Annotated in this window: 18 protein-coding genes and 1 riboswitch; of the genes, 16 read left to right on the top strand and 2 right to left on the bottom strand. The window is 48.6% G+C overall.

Translation table 11 applies throughout. The annotated features are described in order from the left end of the window. Positions 1-78 precede the first annotated feature (78 nt). The 13 genes from KTG14_RS04180 to flgL all read left to right on the top strand — a co-directional run bounded on the left by KTG14_RS04180 (position 79) and on the right by flgL (position 9,309). On the top strand, positions 79-807 hold the full coding sequence (locus tag KTG14_RS04180) for a glucosaminidase domain-containing protein (RefSeq protein WP_216969620.1): 729 nt from the start codon (positions 79-81) through the stop codon (positions 805-807). A 125-nt stretch (positions 808-932) separates the two neighbouring features. Continuing rightward, positions 933-1,277: a flagellar protein FlaG gene (gene flaG, locus KTG14_RS04175; protein WP_216969619.1), complete on the top strand. Its 345-nt coding sequence runs from the start codon at positions 933-935 to the stop codon at positions 1,275-1,277. An 18-nt stretch (positions 1,278-1,295) separates the two neighbouring features. Then, positions 1,296-2,804, top strand: a complete 1,509-nt coding sequence (gene fliD, locus KTG14_RS04170) for a flagellar filament capping protein FliD (RefSeq protein WP_254177965.1) — start codon at positions 1,296-1,298, stop codon at positions 2,802-2,804. Beyond that, a complete protein-coding gene (gene fliT / locus KTG14_RS04165) occupies positions 2,804-3,184 on the top strand; it encodes a flagellar protein FliT (protein ID WP_216969617.1) in 381 nt (126 codons plus the stop codon). Before fliD ends, fliT begins: the two co-directional genes overlap by 1 nt. A gap of 15 nt (positions 3,185-3,199) precedes the next feature. After that, positions 3,200-3,574, top strand: coding sequence for a flagellar export chaperone FliS (gene fliS / locus KTG14_RS04160; protein WP_216969616.1), 375 nt, complete (start codon positions 3,200-3,202; stop codon positions 3,572-3,574). Positions 3,575-3,866: 292 nt separating this feature from the next. After that, entirely contained in the window at positions 3,867-4,664 is a 798-nt protein-coding gene (gene motA / locus KTG14_RS04155) for a flagellar motor stator protein MotA (protein WP_216969615.1), read from the top strand. Continuing rightward, positions 4,654-5,427, top strand: coding sequence for a flagellar motor protein MotB (gene motB, locus KTG14_RS04150; RefSeq protein ID WP_216969613.1), 774 nt, complete (start codon positions 4,654-4,656; stop codon positions 5,425-5,427). Before motA ends, motB begins: the two co-directional genes overlap by 11 nt. Before the next feature lie 10 nt (positions 5,428-5,437). Then, entirely contained in the window at positions 5,438-5,854 is a 417-nt protein-coding gene (locus KTG14_RS04145; protein WP_254177963.1) for a flagellar basal body-associated FliL family protein, read from the top strand. A 167-nt stretch (positions 5,855-6,021) separates the two neighbouring features. After that, complete coding sequence (locus KTG14_RS04140) at positions 6,022-6,375, top strand: flagellar protein (RefSeq protein ID WP_216969610.1); 354 nt, start codon at positions 6,022-6,024, stop codon at positions 6,373-6,375. Continuing rightward, the gene (flgM, locus tag KTG14_RS04135; protein ID WP_254177962.1) at positions 6,357-6,668 is read left to right on the top strand and encodes a flagellar biosynthesis anti-sigma factor FlgM; all 312 of its coding nucleotides are present in this window, start codon (positions 6,357-6,359) and stop codon (positions 6,666-6,668) included. The genes KTG14_RS04140 and flgM overlap by 19 nt, the downstream gene beginning before the upstream one ends. Before the next feature lie 40 nt (positions 6,669-6,708). Further along, positions 6,709-7,185 carry a flagellar protein FlgN gene (locus KTG14_RS04130; RefSeq protein ID WP_254177996.1) on the top strand — a complete coding sequence of 159 codons (477 nt, stop codon included), beginning with the start codon at positions 6,709-6,711 and terminating at the stop codon, positions 7,183-7,185. 27 nt (positions 7,186-7,212) lie between these two features. Next, positions 7,213-8,403, top strand: coding sequence for a flagellar hook-associated protein FlgK (gene flgK / locus KTG14_RS04125; RefSeq protein WP_216969608.1), 1,191 nt, complete (start codon positions 7,213-7,215; stop codon positions 8,401-8,403). Positions 8,404-8,427: 24 nt separating this feature from the next. Beyond that, the gene (gene flgL, locus KTG14_RS04120; RefSeq protein WP_216969607.1) at positions 8,428-9,309 is read left to right on the top strand and encodes a flagellar hook-associated protein FlgL; all 882 of its coding nucleotides are present in this window, start codon (positions 8,428-8,430) and stop codon (positions 9,307-9,309) included. A gap of 197 nt (positions 9,310-9,506) precedes the next feature. Here the strand turns inward: flgL and KTG14_RS04115 are convergent, their stop codons facing one another. After that, on the bottom strand, positions 9,507-10,319 hold the full coding sequence (locus tag KTG14_RS04115; RefSeq protein WP_216969606.1) for a flagellar hook-basal body protein: 813 nt from the start codon (positions 10,317-10,319) through the stop codon (positions 9,507-9,509). Positions 10,320-10,334: 15 nt separating this feature from the next. Continuing rightward, positions 10,335-11,138: a flagellar hook-basal body protein gene (locus KTG14_RS04110; protein ID WP_216969605.1), complete on the bottom strand. Its 804-nt coding sequence runs from the start codon at positions 11,136-11,138 to the stop codon at positions 10,335-10,337. Positions 11,139-11,353: 215 nt separating this feature from the next. Then, positions 11,354-11,440, top strand: a riboswitch (cyclic di-GMP riboswitch). Between the two features lie 82 nt (positions 11,441-11,522). Between KTG14_RS04110 and flgB the strand changes: the two genes are divergently transcribed. From flgB to fliE, 3 genes are read left to right on the top strand one after another with little or no spacing between them, the layout of a single operon-like run. Continuing rightward, a complete protein-coding gene (gene flgB / locus KTG14_RS04105; protein ID WP_216969604.1) occupies positions 11,523-11,915 on the top strand; it encodes a flagellar basal body rod protein FlgB in 393 nt (130 codons plus the stop codon). Positions 11,916-11,920: 5 nt separating this feature from the next. Beyond that, complete coding sequence (gene flgC, locus KTG14_RS04100; protein WP_216969603.1) at positions 11,921-12,373, top strand: flagellar basal body rod protein FlgC; 453 nt, start codon at positions 11,921-11,923, stop codon at positions 12,371-12,373. A 25-nt stretch (positions 12,374-12,398) separates the two neighbouring features. Then, a complete protein-coding gene (gene fliE / locus KTG14_RS04095; RefSeq protein WP_211652921.1) occupies positions 12,399-12,695 on the top strand; it encodes a flagellar hook-basal body complex protein FliE in 297 nt (98 codons plus the stop codon). Positions 12,696-12,706 lie beyond the last annotated feature (11 nt).

The raw sequence follows: 12,706 nt of genomic DNA, 5'->3' as shown, positions 1-12,706 counted from the left end.
CACCAATACGCCTATTCTTTTTTCCAACATCTTCTTGTAAACTAAACGAATAAATGGAAACGGAAGGTGTGGAAGAGTATGATGGGGCCGATCAATTCAAATTGGCTGTTTCAGTCGGCGATGAGTTCGCTTCAGCAGACATCGTCAACAAACGGAAGCGGAGCGGCGAACAGCCAAATGCCTGGGATGGCGGGGCCAGGGTCGTTTATGATGCTGTTGATGGCAGCGATGATGGAAAATGTCCAGCAAATGCAGTCACAGCAAATGCCAACTCAACAAGCGCCGGCCGCAAATAACTTGTCTTTCACGACGCCGGCAAGTTCTTCGTATAATCCGGCCGTCGTGAATCTGACGATGCAGCATAAAGACGTGGCGACGAGCGCTGCGGATCAAAGCGACTTGAAGTTCCGGCCGGTACAGTTCTTGAAATTGGATGGGCAGCTCGCTGGTAAACTGAGCGGCAGTGCTGTGCATTTCATTGAAGCTGGAAAGAAATACGATATCGACCCGAATCTCCTGTCTGCGATTGCAGTGCACGAAACCGGAAATGGCTCATCGCGTGCGGCGAATGAGAAAAATAATATCGCCGGTATGATGGGCAAAAACGGCCTCCGCAGTTATGAATCGGTTGCCGATAGCATTTACGACATGGCGCGCAATTTGCGGCAGAATTATTTGAACCAAGGCAAGGAAAGTATCGCGCAAATCGGCGCGAAATATGCTCCGGTCGGCGCAGCGAACGATCCGACCGGCCTCAATAACCACTGGACGCAAGGCGTCAGCAAATTTTATACGCAACTCACATAAGATAAGGCAGGCTCTTTGCGAGCTTGTCTTATTTTTTTGATTCTGTACTAAAAAAAAAGCAAATCGTGCCGATAATAAGGATAGAGAGCTTTTTAGATCGATTTGAGAAGACGGGGAGTGTCGTCATGGAAGTCACTAATCAATCAATGCCACAGCTTCAAGAGGCCAGCAAAATAGAACCTATCGTTGCAAAAGAAACGGGAATTCCTGAAAAAAACCAATTCCAAGAACCCGCTCAGCCTGTTACAAAAGAAATGGTGGCGGATAAAGTCGCCGTCATGAACGAATTTTTAGTGCCGACTGAAACCAATATTAAATTCCAGCTGCACGAGCAATTGGAAGTGTATTACGTGCAAGTGATTGATACCAAAACCGATGAAGTACTGCGGGAAATACCGAACCGGAAATTTCTGGACATGTACGCCTCGATGGCCGAAATTACGGGCATGATGATCGATGAAAAACGATAAGACAGGAGTGAACGAGCTATGAGCGCAATGCGAATCGGCGGATTAGCTTCCGGGATGGACACCGACTCCATCGTAAAACAAATGATGCAAATACAGAAAATGCCGTTAGATAAACTGATGCAACAAAAAGTCTGGACCGAATGGCAGCAAGAAGCGACGCGCGAACAAAACCTCGCGTTCTCTAGTCTGCGCACGAGTGCCAGCAACTTGCGCCTTCAATCGAGCTTCAATGCCTATAGTGCCGAAGCAACAGGCTCCGGCAGTGCGAAAGTGACAGCGACCGCCACGGCGATGAGTGGGAAGTATGATGTGCAAGTCACTGCGATGGCAACTCCCGCGAAATACACTTCCACAGCAGCGATTCAAAAAACACCGGAAGAAGCAGCAAGATCGACCGATGCCATTGGTGTTGCGGGAAGAATTCTCGTAAACGTCGGAGAAGAAACTGAGGTCGAGGTAAACATTACAGCAGACATGACTTATAAAGCGGTCGCAGATTTATTGCAGTCGGAAACAGCCGACAGCGTGCCCGCTCTTCGAGTCAATTTTGATAACACCACTTCTCGCTTTTTCATTTCCTCGAAAGAATTAGGCGAGGCGCAAAACTTTAGCTTATCTTTCAAGACTGCTGACGGGGCTACAGATAACCCAGAGCTCAGCAAACAAATTACCGGCACAAACGATTTATCGGTTACGACAACCAACGGGGCAAATGGTTCTATCGTTATCGATGACGTTGAAGTAACCGGGCTGACCAGCAATAAAACAACGGTTAACGGACTGACGATTGAGATGCTCAAAGTTGATACAGATGGTTCATCGTCCATAACCGTTAAATCGGATCCCGAAAAACCAGTGCAGATGCTCAAGGATTTTGTAGAAGCGTACAACAAAACGATCGAAGACTTGCAAAAACAGATCGTGGAAAAACGCTACCCGGATTTCCAGCCGCTCTCGGACGAACAGAAAAAAGACATGAGCGATAAGGAAATCGAATTGTGGGAAGAAAAAGCGCGCAGCGGCTTGTTGCGCAATGACCCAATCATGAAATCGGCGCTGCAGGATCTGCGCCGCGAATTCATGGATAAAGTCGAAAGCATCGGGGATGGCAGCATTAATTTATTATCACAGATTGGCATCAATACAGGCGATTACCGCGAAGGTGGAAAATTGTTCATCGACGAGGATAAATTGAGGACCGCTCTTTCGGAAAAACCCGATGAAGTGATGAACTTGTTCACGGTCCGCGGTGCAGCTGGCGACGGAATCGGTGCGCGTGTCTACGACAAGCTCAACGATATCGTCAAGAACTTGAGCACACAAGCGGGAAGCCCGGCAAGCGCCGTCGACAATAGCACGATGTCCAAGAAACTGCGCCGCATGGAAACGGAAATCACGCGCTGGCAAGACCGTTTGACGAGCATCGAAGACCGTTACTGGAGCCAGTTCACAGCGATGGAAAAAGCGCTCAGCAAAATGAATTCGCAAAGCGCTTGGATGCAACAGAATATGTTCGGAGGCATGTAATGGAGAACAGGTTCGATGGGCTCACCGAATTTTTGGCGCAAACACAAGCGATTTATGAACAAGCACAATTGATTGATTCAGACATGGATAAAAATGAACTGGCACAGCTCGAACGGCTTCAGGAATTATTCGATAGCCGGCAAGAGACCATCGAAGCGCTCGCTGCACAAGGAACTGGCGAATGGTCAGCAGATGAACAAGCGATCATCGCCAAAATCCAGCAAACAGAAATTCAGCTGCAGCCGCTCATGCAGACGGTGCAGGAACAGTTTTCCGCACAGATGACCCGGCTCGGCCAAACGCGGAAAGTATCGGGGAAATACGCCGGCGCTTACCGCCAGACCGCGAGCGGCGGCTCATTTATCGACCAACGCAAGTAAGAGAGGGGCACTATAATGGCAACAATCAATCCATACCAGACCTACCAGCAAAATTCCGTCATGACCGCATCTTCCGAAGAATTAACCTTGATGCTCTATAACGGCTGCTTGAAATTCATCAAACTCGCAAAAAAAGCGATGCTAGATAAACAGTTTGAAGAAAAAAACAAAAACTTGCTGAAAGCGCAAGCCATCATTCAGGAACTGCGCAGCACCTTGAATCCAGACATCGCGCTGTCGAAAGAACTCGAACAGCTGTATGAATACCAAAACAATTCGCTCATGGAAGCGAATATGAAAAACGACGCAGCGGCACTCGAAGCTGTACTCGCAGACGTAACTGAACTGCGCAACACCTGGAAGCAAGCCATGGCATTAGCAAAACAATAAAGGATATCAATTGGGTTGAAGTATTGCAGAAGTAGGCAACTCTTGCGAATGTCTTTCGATTAAAAGTCAAAAGATATGATATGCAATAGTTGTTAAGTGCTGAAAAAAGCGGAAGGCGGCGACTCCTGCGGGAGCAGTGCCCTGGCAGCTGGCAACGCGACGTCCTGTCGCGCCAGCTGCATGACCCACATCCTGTGGGCCCGAAAGCGTCCGCCTGGAGCGATTTTATCACTATCCTCAAACTTCCAATTATTCAACTCGACAACTATCCAAAGTGAAATGAGGTATGGACGTGGATAAGACATCTTGGTTAGGCATCATTTTGGGCGTACTTGTGCTCGTCGGCGGCATGGCGCTAAAAGGTTCCAGCCCGGCCGCACTATATAATCCAGCTGCATTGGTCATCATTTTCATGGGCACCGCCGCCTGTATCTTGATCGCCTTTCCGATGGACGAAGTCAAACGCATCCCAGGGTTATTCAAAGTCCTGTTCGGGGAACAAAAAACACTATCAATCAAAGAAATGATCCCGATGTTCACCGGCTGGGCGATGGTCGCCCGTAAAGAAGGTTTGCTTGCACTAGAAGAGCGTGCAGAAGAAGTGGAAGACCCATTTTTGCAGCGCGGCTTGAAGATGGTCGTCGATGGCCAATCGCTCGAGCACATCCGTGACTTAATGGAAGAAGACATCGCGGCAATGGAAGACCGCCACGAACTTGGGGCGAAAATTTTCACGCAAGCCGGTACATACGCGCCGACACTCGGCGTACTCGGAGCCGTTATCGGACTCGTCGCCGCACTCGGCCATTTGGACGATGTGGCATTGCTTGGGAAATCGATTTCGGCGGCATTTATTGCGACGCTGTTCGGGATTTTCACGGGATACGTGCTGTGGCACCCATTCGCCAATAAATTAAAGCGCAAATCCGAACACGAAGCGCGCGTGAAACAAATTATGCTTGAAGGCTTGCTTGCTGTACAAGAGGGCTTGCCTGCACGGACTGTAGAAGAAAAACTTTTGACGTATCTGCCAGCCAAAGACCGTGTGCTAGAAGACGGACAACAGAGTGGTGTTGAAGTTGAAGCGTAAACACAAGCACGAGGAACATGTCGACGAATCCTGGCTCATTCCGTATGCCGATATCTTAACGCTGCTCTTAGCACTATTTATCGTGCTGTTTGCGGCAAGCGAAGTCGATGCGAAGAAATTCAAGGCCATTTCCGAATCGTTCAATGTGGAATTGCAAGGAGGCACTGGCTTGCTTGACCAGTCAGCGCCAGTGGAACTGGACACCGACACGTCGCCATTTGCGATCATTCCTGAAGAAGGCATGACCGAGGAAATGATGGAAGAAGTGGAAGCTGTGCGCGACCGCCAGGAACTGGGCGAGTTCCAGGAGAAAATCGAATCGTATATTGATGAAAAGGGCTTATCGCCGAAGCTTCAGACAGAGTTGACCGATAAAGGGCTCATGCTGACGATTAATGAAGGTGTCTTGTATCAATCCGGTAGCGCGAATATCGACGAGCAGGCGCGCACGATCGCGAGCGAATTATCAGAGCTGCTCGTCAGCGATCCGCCGCGGATGATCTACATCGAAGGCCACACAGATAATGTGCCGGCAGCTGGCGGCGAGTTTGAGTCGAACTGGGAACTCAGTTCGGCACGTGCCATCAACTTTATGAAAATTTTACTGGAGAATGGCGACTTGGACCCAAGAAAATTCAGTGCGACCGGCTATAGTGAATACCAGCCGATCGCCGCGAATGACACAAAAGAGGGGCGTGCGCAAAATCGCCGCGTCGAAGTGCTGATTTCGCCTTATAAAGATCAGCCCGAAACCGAAGAGTAAGAGGTGGATGATGAAAAAAGTATTGTTGGTCTTGTTGATTGCGGCGCTTGTAGGTGCTGGAGGAGCAGTTTATTTTCTCCTGACGCAAAAAGATGTGGATGCGGATGCACCGCTGACAGCCGATGAAATGGTGGAGCTGAGCATCGACACGGAAGAAATCACGACGAATCTCGCTACACCGGCATCATATGCAGTGGTTCAATTCAATATCCTATCAGCGGATAAAAAAGTAAAAGAAGAGATGGAAAAGCGCCATGCTGAAGTTCGGGCTGCGGCAATCGCGACCGTAGCGGGCATGGAAAAAGAACAGCTGGTCGGCACTGAAGGCATCGCCTTGCTCCAGGATGAAATGACGGCACAGCTCGAAAGCCTGGTCGGCAAAGGGAAAGTGGAACGCGTGCTTGTGACGCAATTCAAAGTGCAATAATGTTTTTTAAAAAAAGGCTAAACATTTTTCAAGAATGGCCGATATTAGTAGTATAGATAGTAAATCGAATAGTCCCGGACAACGTAGAACTGATTGCGATAAGAAACTAGGTGATCCATTTGACAACCCCGAAACTGGACAATTGCCCCAGCTGCGGAGCGCTCTTTTTGCGTGATCAAATCGCTTGCTGCTTGAAATGCCACCAGGATAATGAAACGGCATTCAAAAAAGTCTATATGTTTTTGCAAGAGCACGAACACCGGAATGCTTCGCTCGAAGATGTCCATCTATTCACCGGCGTCTCTGTCCATAAGATTTCTGAATTCCTGCGGGAAGGGCGGATTTTGACAGGAGATTATCCGAATCTTGGATATCCGTGCTCACACTGCAAACAGCTCATCCATCGCCACATGCTCTGTGAAGACTGCCGACTGGATTTCTTGAGAAGCGCCAACGAAATCCTGGCTGATGACGGCGATTGGGCAAACAGCACGCAAGCACGTTGGAAAATGAAGAAATAACTTTAAGAGGTGGTGAAGGAATGAATATAGATAAGACGAATAGTTCTTCCTTTATACAATCTTATCAAAAGCAAATGCAGGTGACGCCGGCCCAAAAGGCGCGCCCGCTTCAACAGGAAGACCAATTGCAGATTTCGAGTGAGGCGAAGGCGATGTTCGAGAAGAATACGGAAGCGGATATCGCCCGTCAGGAAAAAATACAACTGCTGAAAGCACAGGTTGCTTCCGGTGAATACCAGGTTGATCAAGACAAAGTAGCTGAGAAAATCCATCAGTACTGGTTTGACAAATGACAGTTGAGCGATGGAAAGAGAGGGAACTCCGGTGTTGAAAATGATGAACGCAACACTTGATGAGCTGATCGTAATACAGCAGCAACTGATCCGCTACGCAGAGCGCAAGCAAACGGTGCTGATCGAGCATAAAGTCGATGAGCTGACAGAACTCGTCAAAGAAGAAACACGGCTGCTCCGCAGGCTTGGGCAACTGGAAGATGAGCGAGAACGCTTGGTGATTGAAGTGCTCGAAGAACATCCTGGACTCAGCTTCAGCCAGTTCACAGAACAATTGTCAGATGAAACGGCCAAACAGGCGCTGCAAGAGCAATTAACGACCTTGAAGCAATTGCTCATGGAACTGCAAGCGAAAAACCGCCAGAACGAAAAACTGGTGCAAGACTCCGTAGATTTTATCGCGGGCATGATCGGGCACATCACCACGCCAGTTAAACAGCCATACAATTACCAGCCTCAATCCAGCACCAAACATACACAGTCAACCAATCGGGGCTTTTTCGATACAAAAGCGTAAAGTCCCGAGAAGAAAGCAGGGGATCACGTGTCAACTTTTCACACTTTGGAAACCGGCAACCGCGGCTTGTCTGCAAGCCAGGCAAGCCTCTCCACGACCGGCCAAAATATCGCGAATGCCAATACGAAAGGCTACTCGCGCCAACAAGTGAATACGAGTTCCTCTGTTTCTCTTGACGTCTGGACCAAACAAGGCGCAGGCCAGCTCGGGACCGGTGTTTCCATCGACTCAGTGATGCGTGTGCGCGACCGCTTTCTCGACCAGCAGTACCGCGGACATACGGCAGAATTTTCGGAATGGCAAACAAAGAGCGAAGCGCTCGGAAACGTCGAAACGATTCTCGGGGAACCAGGAGATAACGGCCTCAATGCTTCGATGGGCCGGTTGTGGAATGCTTGGCAAGACTTGGAAAGTGATCCATCAAACATTGCCGTACAAGCCGTCGTGAAAGAGCGGGCGCAAGCATTTGCGGACGTGGCCAAAACGATTGACCGGTCGATGGGTGATTTGACCGTGGAATTGCAAGAGCGCACAACGGCTGCAGAAAAGGATGCCCAGACCTTAATCTCACGAATTGAAGAATTGAACAAAAACATCATGCGGACTGGCCCGCAAGCAAACAATTTGCGTGATGAACGCGATGCGGCCGTCGACAAATTGTCGCAGTTAATGGATATCAAAGTCACAGAAAAAACAGACGGCAGCTATGCGCTAACGCTAGCGGCAAACAATCAGCCAGTGAAAGCCGGCGAAGCGCTCGACCTTGAGACAGCCGGCGGCAAGCTTGGCGGACTCGCGGAAGCCGCAGCCACTGTCACGAGCTACCGAGAAAACATTAACGTCGCGGTTACAGAATTTGCAGAAGCGAATGGTAATGTTTTTAAAAATACAGCAGCAGGCGAATTGAGTGTGGCAAAAGATGCCAAGCTGGAACTGCCGAACGGCCTTGATGGAGACGTGAAAAAAGTGCAAGCCGATTTTCGGGCACTGGTGAGCGGCTTGGGAGCAGAAGCACAGAGTGCGGGCTATGCGGTTTCGACGCAAGAGCAACTGATGGTGTCGACCGAAAACCGCCGCCAGTCAGTCGCGGGTGTTTCGCTGGATGAGGAAATGTCGAACTTGGTGAAATTCCAGCACGCGTACAATGCAGCAGCCCGCTTAGTATCGACCACCGATGAAATGCTCGATACGATCATTAACCGAATGGCTGCACGCTAAAGCTGATAAACGGAGGACAATCCAATGAGAGTAACCCAGCAAATGATGCATCAAAATTCCGTCAACCATATGCAGCAAAATCTCGGCCGCTTTGAGAAAACCAATTTACAGGCATCAAGCGGCAAGTTGCTCCATAAACCGTCCGACGATCCGCAAGCAGTGGCGAAATCGATGAGCTTGAAAACTGTCATGTCGGCGAACGATCAATTCGAACGCAATATCGGGGATGCCAACTTATGGCTGGATGAAAATGATCGTTCCATCCAGGCGATGGTCGATGTCACCCAGCGCATCCGGGAACTCGGGGTTCAAGGCGGGAGCGGAACATTATCTCCAGAAGATCGCGAATTGATTTTCAAAGAGGTCGGTGTGTTGAACGAACAATTGCGCGAATTCGCCAATGCCGAAGTCGACGGCCGATATTTGTTCGGCGGCGGCGACGGCACAGTCAAGCCGTTTGCGGATGCCGTTTCTTTTGAAGCAGCACCAGCGAACGGGCCGCTGAAAACGGCGAAAATCGGCATTGGGCTGCAACTCGAAATCGGCATCTTGCCGGAAACGCTGGTCGGAAAAGGCGACGATCCCACCAATTTGTTCCGGGCCGTTGGAAAACTCGCTGACAGTATCCAAGCTGGCGAATCCGTCAATATCGATGAAATCGATGGTGCGCTGGAACGTTTATTAACCTCAGCCGCAGAAAACGGTGCACGCCAAAACCGCGTCGAAGCGACTGAAAGCCGCTTATTGGACGCCAAGCTTTCTCTTGGATCTGCGTTATCTTCTATAGAAGACGTAGATTATGCTGAAATACTAATAAAGCTAAAGAGTGAAGAAAGCATTTACCAGGCGAGCCTGTCATCTTCTGCCAAAATCATGCAAACAAACTTAATGGATTTTCTTCGGTAAACAGCGGATGCATACAGGCATCGGCTGTTTTTATTTTTGTAAAATGTACTCTGAAAACAATAAAGATAATTTCGAGTTACCATATATGGTGGAGTCTTTCTCATCCAAGGTAGTGTATAAAAACCCGTATTTCCAAGAGTGATCTGGAAATACGGGTTTTATCGTTGTTATTTCAATCAAATATAAAATGGATAATATTAGGATTTCATCGTATTGACCAGACCCATCATGTCATCCGCAAAAGAAATGGCGCGGCCTTGTGATTGAAACAGGCGCTGTGTTGCAATCAGCTCGGTCATTTCACTCGCCATGTCGACGTTCGACATTTCCAGCACCGCTTGGGAAATAGGCGAAGTCCCGAGTTCCAAGGCGCCGGCTGCAATTTGTTCGGCTTCAGTGCCCGGCAAGCGATAGCGGTTATCGCCTGTTTTTTCCAGAAGGGCTGTTCGGTTAATTTGAGCGGTTCCGAATTGGAAAGTTTCAGCCGCTTGGCCGGCATAAGTTGCCGTCACGACACCGTTTGCCCTGATGTTCAATTCTTCGTATCCCGCGGCAAGCGTAATCGGCGTCCCATCAGCATCTAAGACTGAATCGCCCGAAGCAGTAACAAGTGCCAATCGATCGCTGCCTGCAATCGGCTCAGCTTGAAACGATCCATTTCTAGTGTAATAAATGCCATCTTCGTTCGAGACACGGAAATAGCTGTTCGGCGAATCGATGGCAAAATCCAGTTCACGGCCGGTTTGCTGCATTTGGCCGAGCGAATGCCGGGTGACGCCGTCAGATAACAGCGTCCCGCCGCCAATGCGCAGGCCGTTTGGCGTGCTCCGGCCGATTTCATTGGCAGGGCCAGCTTGCTTGTTGACGCTGTGAAGCAACGTGTCCGCAAAATTGGCTTCTTGTTTTTTATAGCCGGTCGTATTGACGTTAGCGACATTGTTGGCGATCATATCGATTTTTTTTTGCAATTCGCGCATTGAGCTGCTCGCTGCGTTCATTTGGATGTTCATCTGTTTGGCTCCTTATTAGACCCGGCCGATTTCATTGACCGCTTTTTCCATGCTGCGGTCGTAGGCCTGGATTACTTTTTGGTTGGATTCAAATCCACGATAAGCGGTCATCATATCGGTCATCGTGCGGGTCAAATCAACATTTGACTGTTCGATGAAGCCTTGCTTGACGAATCGTTCGGCGTTAGCGGCAAGTGTCGGGGCGTCCGCATCATCTCCCGCCCACGCAAGCAAGTTATGGCCTTGCTTGATCAATTGTTCTGGCTCATCCGTTGCCCCGATCCATAAACTTCCGGCATTGGTTCCATCTGCTAGGGTAAGGTCCCCGTTATTTTGCACAGCAAATCCGTTATCGCCGACTTGCAGCGGCTGGAGATTGTCACCGAGCACGCGCTGCCCGAAGCTGGTTGCAAGAAATCCTTGCGCATCGACCGTAAACTGTCCATTGCGCGTATAGCGAACCTCGCCTTCTTCGGTTTCCACGGCGAATAATAAAGTGCCGCGCTCTCCGGTTTCGGCATCTAGCGGCAAATTATCATTGACCAAGGCGAAGTCGGTCGCATTCCCGGTTTCGCGTATCGGCCCTTGCAGGAATGAAGGAATCGCTTCCTGCACATAGACGCCAGTGGAAAGTCGGCCGATCGGTGCAGGTTGATTGGCATTCTGCGCTTTGATTAATTGTTGTGGAAACGAGCGAATTGCCGCTTCATCAGTTTTAAACCCTGGAGTATTGGAATTCGATAGATTATTTGTCAATATTTGTTGATTTCTATTTTGAGACATCATTCCCGAAGTCGCTGTGTATAATCCTCGAAACATATTACCTATTCATCCTCCCTTTTCTAGTCTTTAGGACTATGAGTTCAATTTCATATCTTTATTTTAACAGAAAATCGTAGATTAAATGGAAAAAATAGTAGATTTTTTTTATAAAATAAAATAGCCAAAATAAAAAAAGCATGATACTATACCGAGGTAGTGATGACTCAAAATGATTCTAAAAGACGAGTTTAAAGAAAAATATACCCATATCATGACGAAAATAGCAAACTTATACGAAAGTTAAGGACGCAAAGCTACGGGTCTAACTGTCTCAGACACAGGATCGCCGGGTTACCGAAAGATGGTAGATTTGACTCAAATCCGCCTTTTTCAAAGTGGGTTTTTTATTTGGGCAAATTTTAGAAACGGGGGAGAAAAAAGATGAATATCTTTCCATCAAGCATTCAAAAAATGGAGCAGGCGTTGTCGACTTCAACATTAAAACAACGTGTCCATGCAGGAAATATCGCTAATGTCGACACGGCCAACTACAAGAGCAAGCAAGTAAATTTTCAGCAAGCGATGGAACAGGCAAGTGCCTCGCAGATGAAGAGTTATCGCACTGATGCACGCCACCTGGAGTTTCAGAGCGGGCAAGGGGCCTCGCCAGTGACAGTCAACCACAATACGAAAATGACGCCGAACGGCAATAATGTCGATATGGATTTTGAAATGGCGGAGCTGGCGAAAAACCAATTATGGTATAACGCCGTTACCGAACGGGTCAACGGCAAGTTGTCCAGCTTGAGTTCAGTCATCAATGGAGGGAGATAACGCGTATGTCTTTATTTAATGGTCTGAATATTAGCGCATCTGGCTTGACCGCCAACCGTTTGCGAATGGATGTTGTGTCTTCGAATATTGCCAATGCCAATACGAACCGTGCTGAACTAGTCGACGGGGAATGGGTGCCGTACCGCCGCAAGACTGTGGAATTATCAACAGCCGGCACATCGCCGTTTACTAAACAATTGACGGCCGCCATGGAAAATAAAGGAGCCGGTGCAGGTGTGAAAGCGAGCGCCATCCGGGAAGATGCGACGCCGTTTCCGGTCACTTACGATCCGGAGCATCCGGATGCCGATGCGGAAGGGTATGTACGCACATCAAATGTGGATCCGATTAAAGAAATGGTGGATTTAATGTCTGCAACGCGTTCCTATGAAGCGAACGTCACCGCGATGAACGCTTCGAAAAGCATGTTCATGAAAGCACTCGAAATCGGAAAATAACGAAGTTTAGTTTAGGAGGGGCAGCATGGATAAAATTGCACAGTTGCAGACACCGTTTCTGCAAAATCAATTCCTGGAGAAAATGCAGCCGGAACCGCAAGCGACAGGTTTCGGCGATGTCTTCAAAAATGCGTTGAAAGAAGTTAGTGCCGCGCAGAATGTATCTGATAAAAAGACGGATCAATTGCTGACGGGTGAAGTGAAAGATGTCCACGAAGTGATGATCGCTTCGCAAAAAGCGAGCTTGTCGCTTCAAATGACGATGCAAGTGCGCAACAAAGTAGTGGAAGCGTACCAAGAAGTGATGAGAATGCAAGTATGAAAAAAATTAAG

Source organism: Planococcus sp. CP5-4_YE, from assembly GCF_019042655.1.
GTDB lineage: Bacteria > Bacillota > Bacilli > Bacillales_A > Planococcaceae > Planococcus.
Note: the sequence above shows the minus strand (reverse complement) of the source record. Positions and strands in the feature narration are given on the sequence as shown.